This is a genomic window from Pseudomonas sp. FW305-E2 (genome assembly GCF_058782925.1).
This window is the reverse complement of sequence record NZ_JBYSYE010000043.1, coordinates 1-18,901: the sequence shown is the minus strand read 5'-3', so window position 1 is coordinate 18,901 and position 18,901 is coordinate 1. Positions and strand designations below refer to the sequence as shown.

The following is an 18,901-nucleotide window of genomic DNA, read 5'->3' as shown; positions in this document are numbered from 1 at the left end:
TCTGAACAATCTGGAGTATCCTGAGGCGTTCCGGTCTCGTTCTTCTAGGTGCTGACCGCATCGCACTCACCCGTGTACAACCTGCATCAAGCAGCGGCGCTGCTGGCCGCTTTCATCTTGTTATCGAGGTGGTCGGCCAGCCGCAAGGCAAATTGCAACAGCGGCATGGTCGGGTTGGAGGCGCCGCCCTTGGCAAAAATGCTGCTGCCGGCGACATACAGGTTTTCGGTACCGAACACCTTGCAATTGGCATCGACTACACCGAACTGTGACGAGGCGGCCATACGCGTGGTGCCCATGTGATGGGCATGAGGCGCCATTTTCAGCGGAATCGAGGTGTCGTAGACGAAATCGTTGAGTTTGACGAACCCCAGATCCATGTCGGCGAACTGCTTGGCCAGTTCGCTACCAATGCACTTGATGGTGTGCCGATCTTCGGCGCTCAGCACCCAATTGACATTGACCTTGGCCACGCCCAGCGCATCCTTCTCGTCCAGCAGCGAAATACGGCTGTGCAGGTTGGGGAACTGCTCGATCATGGTGCTGATCACGCCGTCACCAGGGCAACTGAACTTGGCGACGAAGGCGACCTTGTTGGCAAACCCCATGTCGCAGGCCAGGCTCTCGAGAAAATACTTCACCTCGGCAGTGCGGCCATAGGTCTGCACATCGGCCAGCAAAACAGCAGTGACATTGCCTTTACCGGCCTTGTACTCGTCGACGAAAGCATCGGTGGTGTAGTACTGGCGCGGCTCTGGGTCCTGCCCGGACTTAAGGATGAATGTGCCCATTTCGATATTCAGGTGTTCCATGAAACACCCGCCGACCAGCCCTTCCTTGCCCACCACGCCTGCGGCCACCAAGGTCTCGCTGTTGAGCAACTGCCGGGCATTCTCGATGGCACCTGTGGCCAGAATGAAATTGCCAGCCACCAGGCGTTGACGATTGCGCTCATAGTCGGACAACACCACCGCAGCCAGGTGGCCGGAAGCCTTGTCGAACTCCAGGTCAACGCAATTACAGTGGATGAATACGTCCAGGCCTGGCGTCTGCTCCAGTGCTGAAGCGTACTTTTGCGCAAAGCGTGTCGGCGTGCTGAGCAGAAAACGGTCCGCCTCGAAGTCACCACCATTGAGGCCGGCATTCATCGCGCGAAAATCCGAGCCAGGCGCCAGATCGACGATCTCCATTGCTGCCGGCAGGAAGCCTTCGATCTCCGAGTAGGGAATTGGCCAACCCGGCAAGTCGCCTGGCGGGGCGACGGCAAAATCCGAGGGGGTGAATGGACGGCAACGGCCAGCCCAGTGATTGGAGGTGCCACCCAGGTAACGCAGGCGGGTTTCCTCGGCATACAGTTCCAGGCCGGTGGATGAGCACGCGTACAAGTCTTGCGAATACGGCGCATATTCGCGCCCCCCGCCTTCGGCGATCATGACGCTCCAGCCGGCGGCTGCCAGGCGCAAGCCCAGGGTTATACCCGCCGGGCCGGCGCCGATGATGCAGAAATCATAGTCGTCGCGCAGCGCCTTCTGCTGCTGAAAGTCCTTGATCATGCTGACGCGTTCCGGAAGTAACGGGACGGCAATACCCAACCGTTGATTACCACAAACCCAGGCTTTTCGACCGTCTTGCTGGCAACGGCCGCCGAGGCGCCAAATACCGCGCCCCCCACACTAAGCAAGACACAACTCTGGAGAAAACCTCTACGACCCAACTGCGCAGTACAAAAAGTGAGCTTCCCCATGATCCCGTGACCTGTAGCCATGAAAGTTACACTCGGCAAACTGCGCTACAGCCAGTTGAAAAAGGCCGTCAACAGTGCCCCGCATAGCGCCCCGACCAGCAACATCGGCAGTACCACCAGCTCACGTTTGAGGCTGAAGATATCCAGTTTGCAGTTCACATACACAACCAGCACCAGCGTTGGCACAGCATGCAGGGCAACCCCCCAGATAGCCCACTCCACCCCGCCAATCGCCAGTAACAGCGGCAACAGCCCCCATAACGAGACCAGGCGGATAATGTTGTCCATGGCCTGGTACTTGGTCAGGCCCAAGGCAATCCACACCTGATGAGCCAAGGTATAGCGCAATACGATGAACGATAGCGAGAGAATCGCCAGCATCGGCCCGGCTTCGCGGTAGCGATCGTCATACATCCAGCCGATCAGCAGCGGGCTGGCGGTCAGGAAACCGCCACAGATGAACAGCACCAGCAGGTCGACCAGCAGCCGAAAGCGCAAATACAGCGCTTTCAGGCGCGGCCTGTCGTCGGCCCTGGCCGCCTCGCTGAAAGCAGGCAGCGCCACCGCGCCGACAATTTTCATGAGCGCGGTCTGCACCGCACCCAGGATCAGCACGGCGATCGAATACACACCCAGTTGCGCCGCCGACATGCTGGCGCCAAACCATATGCGGTCGCCGTACATCGCCAGCACGCCGACCATCGACGACAACAGGATCCAGCGGCCAAACACAATCAGCTCGGTCAGCGCCGAACGGTCCCAGCGCAGGTGGTTGTTGGGCCCCTCCAGGGCGGTATGCCCCAGCACGGTCCAGACGACCGCCGAAACCAGGCCTGATAACACCAGCGCCCAGATCGAATGGGTCAGCAAGCCCAGCACCAGCATCACCACCAGGCCAGCCACCTGCGAGGCAAGGTCGACCAACACCACGCGCTTTTGTTGGAAAGTGCGTACCGCCACATCTATCTTGGTGGACTGGAAACCCCAGATGGCCGCCGACAGGCCGGTGACCGCCAGTACCATCGGCAGTACGGGCGCGGCATAGGTAGAGTCTGCCGGCCAAAGCTCAGCCAGTTGCGCCAACCAAGCCCCCAGGGCCAGCAGCAGGGTAAGGGCAAACAGCAGGAAACCGCGGATGATCTGCACGGTCCAGGCGGTATTGAGAAAATCTGGATCGTCACCACGGTGGCTCTGGATGATGTTCTGCCGCAGGCCCACATCGGAAAGCAAATGCAGCAGTATCGAAACAGTGGTGGCAATGACCATCACGCCGAACATTTCCGGCAGCAGCAAGCGGGCCATGATCAGATTGCCGCCCAGGCGCATCACCTGTGAAGCCACCTGCGAGACCAGGTTCCATGACCCGGCCCTCAGGGCCCGCTTGCGCAGGCTCGCGGCGGCTGACACATCAATCGACGGCATGACTTCAATCTCTGACTGATTGGCTAAAAGTCACTATAGTTTCAATTAGCCACGATGCTAGCCGTTGCCCACCAAGGGAAAGGTGTACATAGCCGATGCCTGAACATTTTCGTGCGTTGATCGTCATCCTGTTTTTGGCGAGCGTGGTCTTCCTGATGGCCCGGCGGCCTGCCACCGACCTGATTCCGCTCAGTGACTACAAGCGCCGGCGTAATCTGTGGTTCCTGCTGACCCTGCTGGCTTTTTTCTCGCACAGCTTCTGGCTGTACCTGGGCGTGGGCGCGGTCGTCCTGTTGCTGGCCGGGCGCCGCGAGCACAACCCCATGGCGCTGTTCTACATGCTGCTGTTCCTGATCCCGCCAGCGTCGGTACAGGTGCCCGGGTTTGGCGTGGTCAATTACCTCGTTGACCTGAACCATATTCGCCTGCTGAGCCTGTGCGTGCTGCTGCCGGCCGCGCTGCACCTGCGCCGCCAAGGTGACACCCTGCGCTTTGGCCGCACCTGGACTGATAAGTTGCTGGCGGCCGGCCTGCTGCTGCTGAGCGTGCTCTATTTGCGCGAAACCACCCCTACCGACACGCTGCGCCAGGCGCTGTACCTGTATGTCGACGTACTCCTGCCGTATTACGTGGCCAGCCGTGGCCTGCGTCAGATCAGCGACTTCAAGGACACCCTGCTGGCCTTCGTACTCGTCTCTTTCGTCATGGCGCTGATCGCTGTGGCCGAGTATGTGCGCCACTGGTTACTGTACAGCGCGCTGGTCGACGCCATGGGCGTGCCATGGAGCATGTCCGGTTACCTGAGCCGCGGCGGTGCGCTGCGGGCGAGCGTCACCACCGGCCAGGCGATTGTACTGGGTTACGTAATGAGCGTGGCCATCGGCCTGTTCCTGTTCGTGCAAGGCTATGTGCAACGCCCGCTGCACAGGGCCATGGGCGCCCTGCTGCTGGCCGCCGGGCTGTTCGCGCCATTGTCGCGTGGCCCGTGGATCGGCGCCGTGGTCATCGTGGTGGTGTTCATTGCCCTGGGCAAAGGCGCCGTCAAGCGCCTGGCGCTGCTGGGTGCGGCTGGCATGCTGGCGTTGCCCTTGCTGACTGTCGTGCCTGGCGGCGACAAGGTGCTGGACCTGTTGCCGTACATCGGCAGCATCGAAAAAGAGAACATCACCTACCGCGAGCGGCTGATGGACAACGCCTGGATCGTCATCCAGCGCAACCCATTGTTCGGCTCCTTCGATTTCCGTAACACACCCGAAATGCAGGCGATGATCCAGGGCGAAGGCATCATCGATATCGTCAACACCTACATCAACCTGGCGCTGCGGGCCGGCCTGGTCGGGCTAGGCCTGTTCGTGGCGTTCTTTGCCGTGCTGCTGCTGGGTATCCGCAGGGCCATGCTCAGTTTTGCCGACAAGGATGACGAACGACGACAGCTCGGCCGGGTGTTGCTGGCAACGCTGATCGGCATTCTGGTCATCATCTTCACCGTCAGCAGCATCACCTTCATCCCGGTGGTGTACTGGTCTATCGCAGGGCTGGGCGTGGCCTACATCCAGATGGTTCGCCGCCTGCACAACAGCCCGGCCGTTGAGCTGGCAGAACCCGACCTACAACCCAGGTAATGCTCATGAATAGGCTGTCCCTGCGTCATTACGTGCGCCTTTCGGCCATTGCCGGCCTGGCCCTGCTGCCGCTGGCCAGCGGGGCTTCAGACTGGCAGGTCAGTGTCGATGAGCAAAATGGCTTGCCTACCGTGACACACGGCGGTGGCCCGGTCATGAAGGCCAAATTCGATTTCTGGGCTGCCAACTGGAGCTGGACCGGTTTCTATACCGACTTCAAGGTCAATGGCCCTGACCACTACACGCTGCGGGGTAAGAACAAGGAGCTGGACTTCGACCTGCAGGCTGACATCCGCAAGGAACAGGCGCAAACCCTGAGCTGGGCCTTCGACCTCGATGCCCACAGCCGCCAGAGCGGTGTCATGGGTGGCGGCCTGGTGTTCCAGTTCGACCCGGCACAAATCGCCGGCGACATGGGGGCCCCGCAGTTGCTGCCCGACAACCGCGGCTGGACGTGGGGCAAGGCCGACCAGGGTCGCCGCATCGAAATGCGCTTCGACCCGCCACTGGCCAAGGTCTATTTCGAGCGCGGCAACCCGTCCGAGCTGCGCGCATTCCTCTACAAGGACCCGATCAGCGCCGGCCGCCAGCAGCTCAAGGCTGTGCTCAACGTGACCGGCGACATCGAACTCGGCCCGACGCCCACCGAGCGCTTCGGCCTGGCAGACCCCGCCAAGTGGCCTGATGACCAACTGGACTGGCGCACCTCGCCGGTGGACCTGTCGTTCCTCAACGCAGCGGAAAGACCCGCGGGCAAGCGTGGCTTCGTCAAGGCGGTCGGCGACCAGTTGATGTTTGCCGACAACACCCCGATACGCTTCTGGGGCACCAACCTGTCGGCCTACTCGCTGTTCAAAAGCCCCGACGACGAAATACGCCAACAGGCCAAACGCCTTTCGGCACTGGGCTTCAACCTGGTGCGCCTGCATCACCACGACTCGCCCTGGGTCAGCCCCAACGTCTTTGGCGACGGCACCTTGGTGCGCGATACCCAGCAGCTCAGCGCCGAATCGCTGCGCAAGCTCGACCTGTGGATCAAGTCACTCAAGGACGAAGGCATCTACATCTGGCTGGACATGCATGTGCAGCGTGCGTTTACCGCCAACGACAATATCGAAGACTTCAAGGAGCTGCCCGAGCAGGATGGTCGCGTCGACCTGAAGGGTTACGCCTACGTGAACGACAGTATCCAGCAAGCGATGAAACGCTTCGCCGAGCAGTACCTGACCCATGTGAACGAATACACGGGCCTGGCCTACAAGGACGACCCGGCCATCGCCGCCGTGCTGATCACCAACGAGAATGACCTGACCCAGCATTACGGCAACGCCCTGATGCCGAACAAGGATGTACCGCGCCACAGCGAGCGCTACATGACCGCAGCCAAGGCCTTTGCCAAACAGTTTGACCTGCCCGCCGACCTGACCTGGCGTGCCTGGGAGCATGGGCCGTCGAAGCTGTTGCTCAACGAGCTGGAACAACGCTTCAATGCCGACATGATCGCCCACTTGCGCAGCGTGGGCGTGAAAGTCCCCATTGCGACCACCAGCACCTGGGGCGGCAATGGGCTTAGCGCACTGCCGGCACTGAGCGTTGGTGATGTCATCGACGCCCACAGCTACGGCGACGCAGGCCAACTGGAGAAGAACCCGCTGACCAGCGACGGCATGATCGACTGGATTGCTGCCGCCCAGGTCGTCGGCAAACCGCTGACCGTCACCGAGTGGAACGCCGAGCCCTTCCCGCTGCCGGACCGTCACTCGCTCCCCATTTACATCGCCGGCACTGCCAGCCACCAAGGCTGGGACGCCATGCTGCAATACGCCTACAGCCAACAAGCATTCAACCCAGGTTGGCGCACGGCGGACAACTGGCACGCGTACAACGACCCGGCGATGATCGCCACCCTGCCCGCCGCTGCCCTGCTCTATCGCCGTGCGGACGTGAAACCCGCCACCACTCGCTACGTGTTCGCACCGACACCTGACACCCTGTACAACCAGGAAATCACCCCGCGTAACTCACCGCTGTTGCGCACGGCCATGGAAAAGGGCCAGTTGCAGATCGCCCTGCCACACACGCCGCAATTGCCCTGGCTAAAACCCGCGCCCATCCCGGCAGGCGCGCAGGTGCTGCATGACCCGGGGCAATCGCTGCTGGCCGCCGATGCCACCGAGTCGGTGACCGATACGGGCGAGCTCAGGCGCAACTGGCAACAAGGCATCTACACCATCGACACGCCACTGACCCAGGCCGCCAGCGGCTGGCTGGGCGGCCGCCCGGTCAACCTGGGTGCCATTCAGATACAAGCGAAAACGCCTTACGCCAGCGTCGTGGTCCAGAGCCTGGACGGCAAGCCACTGGGCCAGTCGCGCGAGCTTCTGCTGTCTCTGGGCACCCGTGCCATGCCCAAGGCCGATGACAAGACGCCGTTCAATGTCGAGCCCCTTGAAGGCCGCCTGGACATCAAGGCACCCGCCGGCCTGAAACTGTTCGCCCGCGATGCACGGGAGCAGCTGAAACCGCTGCCGGTGGCCTACAAGGAGGGGCAATACACCATTATCTTGGACGGAACCTACATGTCCAATTGGCTATTCTTGAAATAGAGCATATGGCCATCTACGCTCAGGTCACCTGTAGCTGATCATCCCACCTGCACGTGTCAGGGAGTGTTCACTGCGTCTGTAAACAGCAGATTCCAGGAGGTGGGGATGAAATATCTGGTTGTGGGTGGTGCAGGCTACATTGGCTCGCACATGGTCAAGCACCTGCTCGCCGCCGGCCATGAAGTGCTGGTGGCGGACCTGGTCTCACCTGGCCCCGGTATCCAGTGGGCCAAGCTCGACATCGCCGACGAAGCCGCACTGGATGTGCTGTTTGGCGTGTGCCGCTTCGATGCGGTGTTTCACTTCGCCTCGTTCATTCAAGTGGGCGAGTCGGTCAGTGCACCCGGCAAGTACTACCAGAACAACGTCGCAGCCACCCTTTCCCTGCTGCAGGCCATGGTCAATGCCGGCATCAGGCACCTGGTGTTTTCTTCGAGTGCCGCCGTTTACGGCAACCCGCAGTACGTGCCGATCGATGAAGCGCACACCAAGGGACCGATCAACCCGTACGGGTTGAGCAAATGGATGGTCGAGCAGATTCTTGAGGACTTCGACCGGGCCTATGGTTTGAAGTCGGTATGCCTGCGCTATTTCAATGCAGCGGGCGCTGACCCGGAAGGCGAGCTAGGCGAGCGTCACGAACCGGAAACCCATCTGATCCCCTTGATCCTGCAGGCTGCATCTGGCCGGCGTGAGGCGGTGACAGTGTTTGGTCGCGACTACGACACACCGGATGGCACCTGCATACGCGACTACGTGCATGTGGCAGACCTGGCGGCGGCCCATGCACTGGCAGTGGATTATTTACTGGACGGTGGCGAGCGTGCCGCGTTCAACCTGGGCAATGGCCTGGGCTTTTCGGTGCAGCAGGTGATCGATACGGCCCGGGCAGTGACCGGGCGACAGATCAATGCCCTTGACGCACCGCGCCGCGCCGGCGACCCACCACGGCTGGTGGCGGATGCGAGCAAAGCCATGCAGGTGCTGGGCTGGCGCCCGGCCTTCGCCTCATTGGAGCAGATTGTGCGGCATGCGTGGCAATGGGAGTTACAGTATCCCTGGGAGCGCTGAGTTGCCCTCGGCTTCCTGTAGGCGCAGCACAAGGCTGCGCCTACAGGCGCATTGCCAAAAGGCTCAGTAATAGGTGCGCGGCTGTTCGTCAGCCTTGTTCAACACTGTCCCGATCAGGTTCACCGTGGCCAGGTGATGCAGGCAATCCTCGATTTCCTTCTTGTTGTTCATCCCGTTGGCCACCACCAGCAACACGCAGTCGAACTTGGGCATCACGGTGATCGCATCGTCCGAGCTGAGCAGCGGTGGCAAATCGAAAATGCAGATGCGCGATTCGTAGCGGTTGCGCAAATCACCAATCAGGTTGTTCACCTTGGGCGAGGACAGCATCTCGGTCGACAGGGGCACGGGTACCCGCGTTGGCAGCACCACGAAGCGCGGCAAGGTGGGGTTGACCAGGCAGTCCTGCAACTCGGCCTTGTCCGTCAGAAACTCGTTCAGTGCCTGCTCCATGGGCAGCCCCAGGTAACTGCCGACCTTGGGCCGACGCAGGTCGAAGTCCACCAGCAACGCAGTCTTGGTGGTGTGGTGGGCAATACTCATGGCCAGGTTGATCGCCAGCATTGTCTTGCCCGCTTCCGGCGTTGGCGAGGTGATGGCCAAGGTACGCCAGCCGTTCTCGTCCATGGCCCTGAGCACCTGCGTACGCAACAGGTCGATCGGCCCGTTCATGTTGGAGTTCTTGTTGTACGCCACGATGCGGTTACGCTCCAGGTGGTCTGCACGCAGCGGCACCACCTTGGTGTTCACGTAATCGAACTGACCCGGCACTTCGGTCAGCGCCGTACCGGGTGCGGGAGACAGTGCCTGGGGAGTACCCGGGGTAACCTGATGAATATTGTTGCCAACAGCCGGCTTGATCCTGTCCATCACTGCTTTCCCTATACAAACCGAGACATGACTTTGTACAACAGCACATCCAGTGGCATGTAGAACACGTGCACCAGCCCTATCATGATAGCTGCCAACGCCAGTGCCGCCAGGATCAGGCGATTGCGCCAGCGCTTGCGGCGGGCCACGTCGGCCCGGGTATCGATATAGGGCAGTGCCACCAGCACCCGTTTGCCCAGCAGGTTTTCCAGGGCGCCAACGCCGCGCACGCGCTGATTGAGCATTTCCAGCAGCATCACCAGCGCACCGCCACCGGCCGGTGCCAGTACCAGGCCCAGCGCAGCGATTTTCTTGCGGTTAGGCTTGATCGGCTTCTCAGGCAACAGAGGAGGCTCCAGCAGCACAAAGCGTTCAGCCTTGTTTTCCTGCTCGAGGCTTTCGGTAATCTTTGCACCCATTTCCTTGGCACGAATCTCTTCGTATTTCTTGCGCGCGTTGTCGTGGTCACGCATCAAGGTCACCAGGCCACGCTCGACTTGCGGTGCCTCGAGGATCTCGGCTTCATAGCCTTCCATTTTCCGGGTCAGCTCACGCTTTTGCTCTGCCAGCGAGGCAATACGCACCTGCGCGGCACTCATCTTGGCGCGGACACGGGCCGCGTCGAGGCTGACCGTGGACGCTGCCGCAGTGCGACCACCACTGGCTTCGAGCGCCTGGATCTTGCGCTTGACCGCCACGACATCCGGGTGGGCGTCCTTGTAGCGGGTCAGCAGCTGCGCGTATTCGGCTTTCAGGCTTGGCAGGTCTTCGGGCAGGTCGGCACGGGTTGGCCGGGCGCCCTCGACAACCTTGGTGGCAAGGCCGGCATTGGCCGCAGACAGCTCCAGTTCCAGGTAGCGCAGCTCTTCCTGGGCAGCCTTGTAGTCACGGTCGACCTCACGGAATTCCAGCTCCGCCCGCGACAGCATGTTCATGCGCAGGGTCTGGTGCTCGGGCAAGGCATTGGCATGGGCCTGCTTGAAATCGGCCAGCTGGTTCTCCAGGCTGGCCAGCTCGGCACCCAGCTTGTTGGCTTCCTGGGTGAGGAATTCGGTGGTTTCGTTGGCCCGTTCGGTGCGCTGCTTGAGGTTTTCATTGAGGAACAGCGTCACCAGTTCATCGGCGACTTCCTTGGCTACTTGTGCCTGTTTGTGCTCGAACGACACATTGAACGCCACGGTCGCTTCACCACGACCGCGCACGTAGGTGGTCAGGGTTTCGACCACGATCGCGTTGCGCATCTGGTCGATCTTGTCGCTTTCGCTGAAGCGCTTGTCGGCGAAGAGGTCGTACTTGCCGATGATGCGCAGCAGGTTGTCGCGGGTCATCACCCGTTGGCGGATCACCTCGATGCGCTCATCGGCAAAGCTGGTGTTGTTGGTCGACACCAGTTCAGGCGAAATCTGCTGCGACTCCACCAGAATGGTGCCGGTCGACTGGTAGATCGGCGGCACCATCAACGCGACGGCCACGGTCGCGGCGAGAATGACTGCGGCACTCACCCCTAACACCAGGGCCCTGTCCTTGATAATGGCGATGTAATCTCTGAGGGAGAGCTCGTAGTCAGACTTCATAGGGCCACCTGCCTGCAGTTCAGATGTCGGGGTACCTGTACGTCAACGTCAAACCAACGATCGTAGCGGTCGCATCCGGTACATGGTCCTGCTGCCGTTCCTTGTACATCAGCGACAGGCGCAGGTCCCAGTAAGGCGAAAACTGGCGGCTGGCCCATACGCTGTAAGTCTGCAGCGTGTTGGGCGACTGCCCTTTGCTGTCTTGCCACGCGGCGTCGGCACCGACCCGGGACAACTCGGTCAGCGCATAGCTCCACACACCACGCACCTGGTCCAGCTCGGCGAAGCCGCCTTCGGCGCTTGCTACCGTGCTGCGCTCGGCGGTGAAGCTGGCGTCGGCACGCGGGCCGGTGTAAAGCAGCGCAACACCACCCTCCCCGCGCCGGCCGCCGTCATCACCTGACACTTGGTTGACGCCAACATGGGCATCGGCGCTCAAGCCTTCGGCAAGCTGGTATTTGATGCCGACTGCCGGGGTGTAGCTGTTGGAAGCGGTCGCGGTAAGGTCCTGTTCTGGCTCATAGCGCCGGGCACCAAAACGGGTATACAGGTCAGCTCGCTCACTCCAGGCGTAAGTCCAGGTAAAGACGTTCGCCAGTTCGTCGTAGCCCGTCAGCGTGCTGATGTCATAACGGGCACGGCTGTAGGTGGTTTCGTTGCTCAAGGTACTGCGCTCGGTCACCGCCTGGCTCCAGTTGCCAGTCAAGGTGTAAAGCTTCTGCGTACCGTCGGTGGTAATCACCCCGGTATCCAGTACTGTCCCCGACAATGTCGAGCTTTCGTTGTAGCGCCCCACCAGGCCGAACCGCCCACGCTCGGTGGTGCGCTGCCAACCCAGGCTGATGTCAGGGTCTTCACGGTCATCGACGATATCCGTATCGGACGAGCGCAGCACATGCATGCCAAGCCCCAACCTCAATTCGTCACGGTCGAAAGTGCCGATCAGGGTGTAATCCGGCGCGATGATCGTGCGCGTTATGCCCTTTTCCCCCGAGGTCAACAGCAATGGGTTGCTGTCGTATTCGACGGATGTCGGTACCACCACCGTAGACTGCCAATTTGCCGCCAGTACCGCGTCCGTGAACGGCAAGACCAGGATTGCCGTTGCAATGCGAGTTGTTCTAAGAAGAGGCATTAAATGTTCTTATTAAAGGCAAGATCAAGGAACGACCAGCGTATCGCCAGCCTGAAGTTGGATGTTGGTGGACATGTCCCGCCCAGACACCAGGTCCTTATATCGCACGGGCAGGATCTTTTGGGAAGCACCGGTGCCGCGGACCACCTTGATTTCGCTTTCATCCGCAAACTTGTCCAGGCCGCCCGACATGCTCAGCGCCTGCAATACGGCCGTGGGGCCTGCCATTTGCACAGGCCCGGGCTTGATCACTTTGCCCTGTACATAGACCATGTTGCCGGCAATGCTTTTGACGACAACGCTCACGTTAGGGTCGGGGAGGAATTTTTCGAGTTTGGCAGCGACCTGCTTTTCCACTGCCGTCACATCCAGCCCGGCAACATTGATGCGCCCGGCCAAGGGGAAGGTGATACTGCCATCGGGAAGTACGGTGGCTTCTTGACGCAGGCTGTCTTCCTGCCACACCGATACCATCACCACATCGCCGGGGCTGAGCAGGTAAGCAGCACTGCTCTGGTCGGCGTTACCGGCACCAGACCACACCGTCAGCATGCAGAAAGCGGCAAACATTGAACGCACCATGAGGGTCCCTCCGGCCAAATGGCCCGACAAAGAGCACTGAATGAGAACAACACACCAACTCTCGCTCCGCTTCACGGCGCACAGCTGCCGCGATGGCCTCGTCCTTCCTGGAGGCCCTTGCCTTGACGCTGCAGACGTGGCTGCAACGCCTTGTAAATGTTGGTCCTACGGGCTACTGGGAATATAGCAACGGTTGGAGAATTCACAAGCCATGCTTGTGGCCTCGCAGCAATGGGTCACTTTAGGTACCCGGTATACGGCTCAGATCTTTCTGCGGTTGGCAACGGCAACAAAACCGACCACAGCAAAGGCAAAGAACCAGCCTGCAGTTGAAACAGGAATGATACTGTTCTGATTTATATACGAATCCGCTGCGCGGGCAGCACCACTTAGCATCACCAGCAAGAACATCGATTTGATTATCAGAGTCGTGCGCATACTCCCCTCCTAAAAACAGGAAAATCAATTAGTTATTGGCGCTGTGCTGCGGGAGTTGTTTCGTTGTTGACTTGAGCTTATGGGCACAATGACACTACGTCAATGATCCGACACCATAATAAAATTCAATGAGCGATGGGCGCATTCGTCAAAAAAACGGCATGCAGATTATGCAAGGGAGGGATGATGCGATGAACATGGCGTTTCACAGCTGAGAACACGTGGGGGCATGATTGCCCCCCTGCGGTTTCATTCGTCTGCGTGGTGAACCACAACCAGTAACTGCGCCGGTGTCGCACCTACCGAGCGCAGGCGGTGCGGCGTCTGGGCATTGAAATGCAGGGCGTCGCCCTGCTCCAGCAGCACCCGCTCACTCATGAAATCCACTTCCACCTGGCCTGCGTGAACAAACAGGAACTCTTCGCCCTGGTGTTCCTTGAACGTGGGGTCGCTGAACTCGGACGGCGGCTGAATCAGAAACGGCAGCAGGCTGCGCTGTCCAACCTGACTGGTGAGGGCCGCGTACCCCGGCCCTTGCCCATCGCCTACCAAGGCCTGGCGCTCGGTACGGCGCACCAGGCTGTAGCGGCTCTGCCCGGGCTGTTCTTCGGCGAACAGCTCTTCGACATTGACGTTCAGTGCCCTCGCCAGTTTCAGCGCCGCAGCGATCGAGGGCGTGTTGAGGCCGCGCTCGACCTTGGACAGGTAGCTTTTGGTCATGCCAGTCTTTTCGGCCAGCATTTCCAGGGTCATCCCCAGTTTCTTACGCAGCAGTTTCAATCGGATAGACATGTGACGCGGGTTTCCCAGGCTGAGGCAGCCATGATACGCGTCTGAAAGCTGGCGCCAAGTCTCCAGGGGCCTCGAATCAAGGCATCACGGGCGGCACGTACTGCAGCGTTGTACCCAGCGCCCAGAGCAACACCAGCACCAACGGCACATGCACCAGCAATTGCACGAACGAGAAACCGATCAGGTCGCGCGCCTTGAGCCCCAGCACGCCCAGCAGCGGCAGCATGTAGAACGGGTTGATCAGGTTCGGCAAGGCTTCGGCCGCGTTGTAGATCTGCACGGCCCACCCCAGGTGGTACTGCAGGTCGTTGGCCACCAGCATCACGTAAGGGGCCTCGATGATCCACTTGCCGCCACCTGAAGGGATGAAGAAGCCCAGCACCGCCGAATACACGCCCATCAGCACGGCATACGTGTCATGGGTGGCAATCTGGGTGAAGAACAGTGAAATATGGTGGGCCAGCGTCTGTTCATCGACGCCCTTCACCTGGGTGAGGATAGCGGCGATCGAACCATACAGCGGGAACTGGATGAGCACACCGGTGGTGGTCGGTACCGCACGCGCCACCGCGTCAAGGAAGCTGCGTGGGCGCCAGTGCAGCAAAGCACCGAGCATGATGAACAACAGGTTGTAGGTGTTGAGCCCCGAGATGGCGGTAATCGCAGGTTTTGTCGCAAACTCCTGATACAGCCAGCCAGCAGCCAAGGCCACCAACAGCAGGATCAGGATCGGGCTGTGTTCCAGCCACTCCCCCGGGCGCGTGCGTTGCGGCGCGGGTGGCGCTGTGAAGCTGGGGTCGACACCGCAGTCTTCTGCGCTACGTGCGCTGTTCGGGCCCGGAGCGGTGGCATAGGCGATCACCAGCGAGACCACCACCAGTGCCGCCAACATCACGCCGGACTGCCAGAGAAAGATGGTTTCGGTAAACGGGATCACCCCGGTTATCGACAGGATTGAAGGTGGCAGGCTGGCCGGGTTGGCCTGCAGCTGCGCCGCCGAGGATGACAGGCCCAACGCCCACACCGCACCCAGGCCCAGGTAAGCGGCCGCACCCGCAGCGCGGTAGTCCATCTTCAGGTCGGTGCGCCTTGCCAGGGCGCGCACCAGCAAACCTCCAAACACCAGCGACAGCCCCCAGTTGAGCAAGGAGGCCAGCATCGAGATCAGTGCTACCCAGCACACTGCCGAGCGCCCATTGCCGGGGATGCGCGCCAAACGATCGATCAGCCTCGCGGCGGGCGGCGAGCTGGCCACCACATAACCGCCGATGACCACGAAGGCCATCTGCATGGTGAACGGTATCAGGCTCCAGAAGCCGTCGCCAAACGCCTTGGCGGTGTCGGTCGGTTTGGCGCCCATGGCCAGTGCGCCGATACACACCAGCAGCACCGCCAGCGCGGCGAACACCCAGGAGTCGGGGAACCAGCGTTCAGCCCAGTTGGAGCAGCGCAAGGCAAAGCGCGCGGAGCGGCTGTCTTGAATTTCAGCGGCCACGGTTGAATTCCTTTTATTGGTTTTATGGGATGAAGCGGTATTGCCAGGCAACGCAAAAAACCTGTGGGAACGGGTTGACCCGCGAATGCGGCGGTCAATGTACCGACGCATTCGCGGGTCAACCCGCGCCTACAGGGTGAGATCACGTCATGCCTTAGAAGGTCATTTCCTTCACATCATCCGGCACGATCAGTTTGCCGGCGGTTTTCTCGATGATTTCCTCGACGCTGACCCCTGGCGCGGTCTCGCGCAGGATGAAAGCGCCGTCTTCGATTTCCAGGTAGGCCAGGTCGGTCAGCACCTTGCGGATGCAGCCTGCACCGGTCAACGGCAGGCTGCACTGTGGCAGCAACTTGGACTCGCCGTCCTTGGAGGCGTGGGTCATGGTAACGATGATGTTGTCGGCGCCGGCCACCAGGTCCATGGCCCCGCCCATGCCCTTGACCAGCTTGCCCGGAATCATCCACGAGGCGATGTTGCCCTGCACGTCCACCTCGAAAGCCCCCAGTACGGTCAGGTCGACGTGGCCGCCACGGATCATGGCGAACGATTGTGCCGAATCGAAAATCGAGGCACCGCGGCGGGCGGTGACCGTTTGCTTGCCGGCGTTGATCATGTCGGCATCGAGGGTGCTTTCGGTGGGGAATTCGCCCATGCCGAGCAGGCCGTTTTCCGATTGCAGCATCACATCCATGTCGGCGGGTACATAGTTGGCCACCAAGGTGGGGATGCCGATGCCCAGATTGACGTAGTAACCGTCCTTCAGTTCACGGGCAACGCGTTGCGCCATCTGTTCGCGGGTCAGTGCCATGGTCAGGATCTCTTTATTGTTCGGGTGGATGGCGCTCAGGCCTTGACGGTGCGCTTTTCGATACGTTTTTCGAAGGTGCCGACGATGACACGGTCCACGTAGATGCCCGGGGTGTGGATTTCGCTTGGCAGCAACACGCCGGGTTCGACGATTTCTTCCACTTCGACCACGGTGATCTTGCCGGCGGTGGCCGCCAGCGGGTTGAAGTTTTGCGCAGTGTTGCGGTACACCACGTTGCCGTAGTGGTCGGCCTTCCAGCCCTTGACGATGGCGAAGTCACCGGTGATGGACTCTTCCAGGATGTACTTGCGGCCCTTGAACTCGCGGACTTCCTTGCCGTCGGCAACCGGGGTGCCATAGCCGGTGGCGGTGTAGAACGCCGGAATGCCGGCACCACCTGCGCGCATTTTTTCGGCGAGGGTGCCCTGTGGGGTCAGTTCCACTTCCAGCTCGCCACTGAGCAACTGGCGTTCGAACTCGGCGTTTTCGCCCACGTAGGAGGCGATCATCTTGCGAATCTGCCGGTCTTCCAGCAGCACGCCCAGACCAAAACCGTCAACGCCGCAGTTGTTGGAAACCACGGTCAGGCCCTTGACGCCACGCCGCTTGATTTCGCTGATAAGGTTTTCCGGGATGCCGCACAGGCCGAAACCACCGGCCAGTACCGTCATGTTGTCGGTCAGGCCTTCGAGGGCCTGTTCATAGGTTGCAACGCGCTTGTCCAGTCCGGCCATGCTGATCCGCCTTTTGTAGTTGTTTAACCGACGAGGCTGTCGGTGAGCGTGTGCAGACATCTTCACCGCAAGCGACTGATTTGTTAATTTTGTTTTCGTCATCGATTGATAATTTTTACAAAACAAACGATAGGCCCGACATGAACGTCAAACAATTGCGCGCCTTTGTTGCCGTGGCCAAGTACCAGAGCTTCGCCCAGGCCGGTGAACACCTGCACGTTTCGCAACCGGCACTGAGCCTGACCATCAAGGCACTGGAAGAAAACCTCGGCGGCGCCCTGCTCAGCCGCACCACGCGCAGCGTCAGCCTGACTGCCGAAGGCGAAGTGCTGCTGCCACTGGCACGCCGCCTGCTGGCCGACTGGGACGACACCGAAGAGATGCTGCGTCAGCGCTTTACCCTGCAATTGGGCCGTGTGTCAGTGGCGGCCATGCCGGCTTTTGCCGGCAACCTGTTGCCCCACGCGCTCAAGGTGTTTCGCCAGCGCTACCCCAAGGTCAACGTCACGGTGCACGACGTGATCAACGAACAGGTACAGGAACTGGTACGCCATCGCCGCGTCGAACTGGGCATCGGCTTCGAGCCGGATAACATCGATGGGCTGGACTTCCACCCGTTGTACATGGACCGCTTCGTTGCGGTAGTGGCCGCCGACTCGCCCTTGGCGCTGCTGCCCCAGGTCAGCTGGGCACAGCTGATGGCCGAAGATTTCGTGGCCCTGCAGCGCCCTTCGGCGGTGCGTCTGCTGATGGAGCAGAATGTGGCGGCCCGCCACGGCAAGCTGGCAGTCGCGTTCGAAAGCCACCAGCTGACGACCATCGGCCGCATGGTGGCCAGCGGCCTGGGGGTCAGTGCCGTGCCGGCGCTGTGCATCAACCAGATGCAGGAGCTAGGTGCCCGCTGCGTAACCTTGGTCGAGCCCACTGTCGAGCGGCGCATCGGCGTGATTGCCCTCAGCGAGCACAAGCTTTCCACCGCAGCGCAGGCACTGCTTGAGGTGCTTCTTTCCAATACCCGGATCCCGGAGGTGACATGCGTTACGTAAATCTGGCAGGCACGAGCGTTCCAGCCATCGGCCAAGGCACCTGGTACATGGGCGAAGACCCAGGTCGCAAGGCTGCCGAAGTCGCGGCGCTGCAACAGGGCATCGAGCTGGGCCTGAACCTGATCGACACCGCCGAGATGTATGCCGAAGGGGGGGCAGAAGAGGTCGTTGGCCAAGCCATTGCCGGGCGCCGCGACCGGGTATTTCTGGTCAGCAAGGTCTACCCGCACAATGCCGGCCTGCGCGGCATGGCGGCTGCCTGCGAACGCAGCCTCACCCGGCTGGGCACTGATTGCATCGACTTGTACCTGCTGCACTGGCGGGGTCAGCACCCGCTGGAGGAAACCGTCGAAGGCTTCGAGCGCTTGCGCGAGCAAGGCAAGATCAAGCGTTGGGGCGTGTCCAACTTTGACGTCGACGACCTGCGCGAACTGCACAACCCTGATTGTGCCACCAACCAGGTGTTGTATAACCCGGCCCAGCGCGGCATCGAATTCGACTTGCTACCGTGGTGCGAAAAACGTGGCTTGCCAACCATGGCCTACTGCCCGCTGGCTCAGGCCGGGCGCTTGTTGCAGCACCCGGTACTGGCGGAAATTGCCGAGCGCCATGGCGCCACACCGGCCCAGGTCTGCCTGGCCTGGGTGACCCGCGATGACGGCGTGATCGCCATCCCCAAGGCGGTGGCGCCCGAGCACGTGCGGCTCAATGCGGCGGCGGGAGCGCTGACCTTGACCGGTGAAGACCTGCGGGCGATCGACCGGGCGTTCCCTGCACCGACGCGCAAGCAGCGGTTGGCGATGGTGTAGGCGAGCACAAGCGGGACCAGGACGCGACCTTTGGGAGCAACTGTCTTGCTCAATTTCTAAAAGGCGGCGCGATCCCTGTGGGAGCGGCCTTGTGTCGCGATAGGGCCGCAAAGCGGCCCCAGCAATCTATGCATGATGCCGAGATCCTGG

Annotated in this window: 16 protein-coding genes; 5 read left to right on the top strand and 11 right to left on the bottom strand. The window is 60.9% G+C overall.

Annotation, left to right across the window (positions count from 1 at the left end):
• Positions 1 to 86 precede the first annotated feature (86 nt).
• On the bottom strand, positions 87 to 1,553 hold the full coding sequence (locus AC3WLP_RS23245; protein ID WP_088513218.1) for a GMC oxidoreductase: 1,467 nt from the start codon (positions 1,551 to 1,553) through the stop codon (positions 87 to 89).
• Positions 1,554 to 1,789: 236 nt separating this feature from the next.
• The gene (locus AC3WLP_RS23240; protein WP_088513219.1) at positions 1,790 to 3,166 is read right to left on the bottom strand and encodes an oligosaccharide flippase family protein; all 1,377 of its coding nucleotides are present in this window, start codon (positions 3,164 to 3,166) and stop codon (positions 1,790 to 1,792) included.
• Positions 3,167 to 3,261: 95 nt separating this feature from the next.
• Here AC3WLP_RS23240 and AC3WLP_RS23235 point away from each other — a divergent pair, with 95 nt between their 5' ends.
• The 3 genes from AC3WLP_RS23235 (at position 3,262) to galE (ending at position 8,465) form a co-directional block, all read left to right on the top strand.
• Positions 3,262 to 4,788 carry an O-antigen ligase family protein gene (locus AC3WLP_RS23235; protein ID WP_088513220.1) on the top strand — a complete coding sequence of 509 codons (1,527 nt, stop codon included), beginning with the start codon at positions 3,262 to 3,264 and terminating at the stop codon, positions 4,786 to 4,788.
• A gap of 5 nt (positions 4,789 to 4,793) precedes the next feature.
• Positions 4,794 to 7,394, top strand: coding sequence for a glycoside hydrolase 5 family protein (locus AC3WLP_RS23230; protein ID WP_088513221.1), 2,601 nt, complete (start codon positions 4,794 to 4,796; stop codon positions 7,392 to 7,394).
• A 105-nt stretch (positions 7,395 to 7,499) separates the two neighbouring features.
• Complete coding sequence (gene galE, locus AC3WLP_RS23225) at positions 7,500 to 8,465, top strand: UDP-glucose 4-epimerase GalE (protein ID WP_004374245.1); 966 nt, start codon at positions 7,500 to 7,502, stop codon at positions 8,463 to 8,465.
• A 63-nt stretch (positions 8,466 to 8,528) separates the two neighbouring features.
• On the opposite strand, the gene AC3WLP_RS23220 is transcribed toward galE, so the two are convergent.
• From AC3WLP_RS23220 to AC3WLP_RS23180, 9 genes are all read right to left on the bottom strand, one after another.
• Entirely contained in the window at positions 8,529 to 9,335 is an 807-nt protein-coding gene (locus tag AC3WLP_RS23220) for a CpsD/CapB family tyrosine-protein kinase (RefSeq protein ID WP_019751667.1), read from the bottom strand.
• Positions 9,336 to 9,346: 11 nt separating this feature from the next.
• Positions 9,347 to 10,909: a GumC family protein gene (locus tag AC3WLP_RS23215; protein WP_012052386.1), complete on the bottom strand. Its 1,563-nt coding sequence runs from the start codon at positions 10,907 to 10,909 to the stop codon at positions 9,347 to 9,349.
• Positions 10,910 to 10,928: 19 nt separating this feature from the next.
• Positions 10,929 to 12,044 (bottom strand): hypothetical protein, encoded by a 1,116-nt coding sequence (locus tag AC3WLP_RS23210; RefSeq protein ID WP_019751669.1) that lies wholly within the window; start codon positions 12,042 to 12,044, stop codon positions 10,929 to 10,931.
• A gap of 24 nt (positions 12,045 to 12,068) precedes the next feature.
• Positions 12,069 to 12,626 (bottom strand): polysaccharide biosynthesis/export family protein, encoded by a 558-nt coding sequence (locus AC3WLP_RS23205; protein ID WP_004374240.1) that lies wholly within the window; start codon positions 12,624 to 12,626, stop codon positions 12,069 to 12,071.
• Positions 12,627 to 12,887: 261 nt separating this feature from the next.
• Positions 12,888 to 13,064, bottom strand: a complete 177-nt coding sequence (eppA, locus tag AC3WLP_RS23200) for an EPS-associated small membrane protein EppA (RefSeq protein WP_004374238.1) — start codon at positions 13,062 to 13,064, stop codon at positions 12,888 to 12,890.
• Between the two features lie 249 nt (positions 13,065 to 13,313).
• Positions 13,314 to 13,856, bottom strand: coding sequence for a helix-turn-helix domain-containing protein (locus tag AC3WLP_RS23195; protein WP_004374236.1), 543 nt, complete (start codon positions 13,854 to 13,856; stop codon positions 13,314 to 13,316).
• Between the two features lie 76 nt (positions 13,857 to 13,932).
• On the bottom strand, positions 13,933 to 15,351 hold the full coding sequence (locus tag AC3WLP_RS23190; protein WP_004576289.1) for a short-chain fatty acid transporter: 1,419 nt from the start codon (positions 15,349 to 15,351) through the stop codon (positions 13,933 to 13,935).
• 154 nt (positions 15,352 to 15,505) lie between these two features.
• On the bottom strand, positions 15,506 to 16,162 hold the full coding sequence (locus AC3WLP_RS23185) for a CoA transferase subunit B (protein ID WP_004576290.1): 657 nt from the start codon (positions 16,160 to 16,162) through the stop codon (positions 15,506 to 15,508).
• 35 nt (positions 16,163 to 16,197) lie between these two features.
• Entirely contained in the window at positions 16,198 to 16,896 is a 699-nt protein-coding gene (locus tag AC3WLP_RS23180; RefSeq protein ID WP_004374230.1) for a CoA transferase subunit A, read from the bottom strand.
• A 140-nt stretch (positions 16,897 to 17,036) separates the two neighbouring features.
• Here AC3WLP_RS23180 and AC3WLP_RS23175 point away from each other — a divergent pair, with 140 nt between their 5' ends.
• Together AC3WLP_RS23175 and AC3WLP_RS23170 are read left to right on the top strand one after the other, a co-directional pair.
• Complete coding sequence (locus tag AC3WLP_RS23175; RefSeq protein WP_004374224.1) at positions 17,037 to 17,942, top strand: LysR family transcriptional regulator; 906 nt, start codon at positions 17,037 to 17,039, stop codon at positions 17,940 to 17,942.
• On the top strand, positions 17,930 to 18,751 hold the full coding sequence (locus AC3WLP_RS23170) for an aldo/keto reductase (RefSeq protein ID WP_012052390.1): 822 nt from the start codon (positions 17,930 to 17,932) through the stop codon (positions 18,749 to 18,751). Before AC3WLP_RS23175 ends, AC3WLP_RS23170 begins: the two co-directional genes overlap by 13 nt.
• Positions 18,752 to 18,901 lie beyond the last annotated feature (150 nt).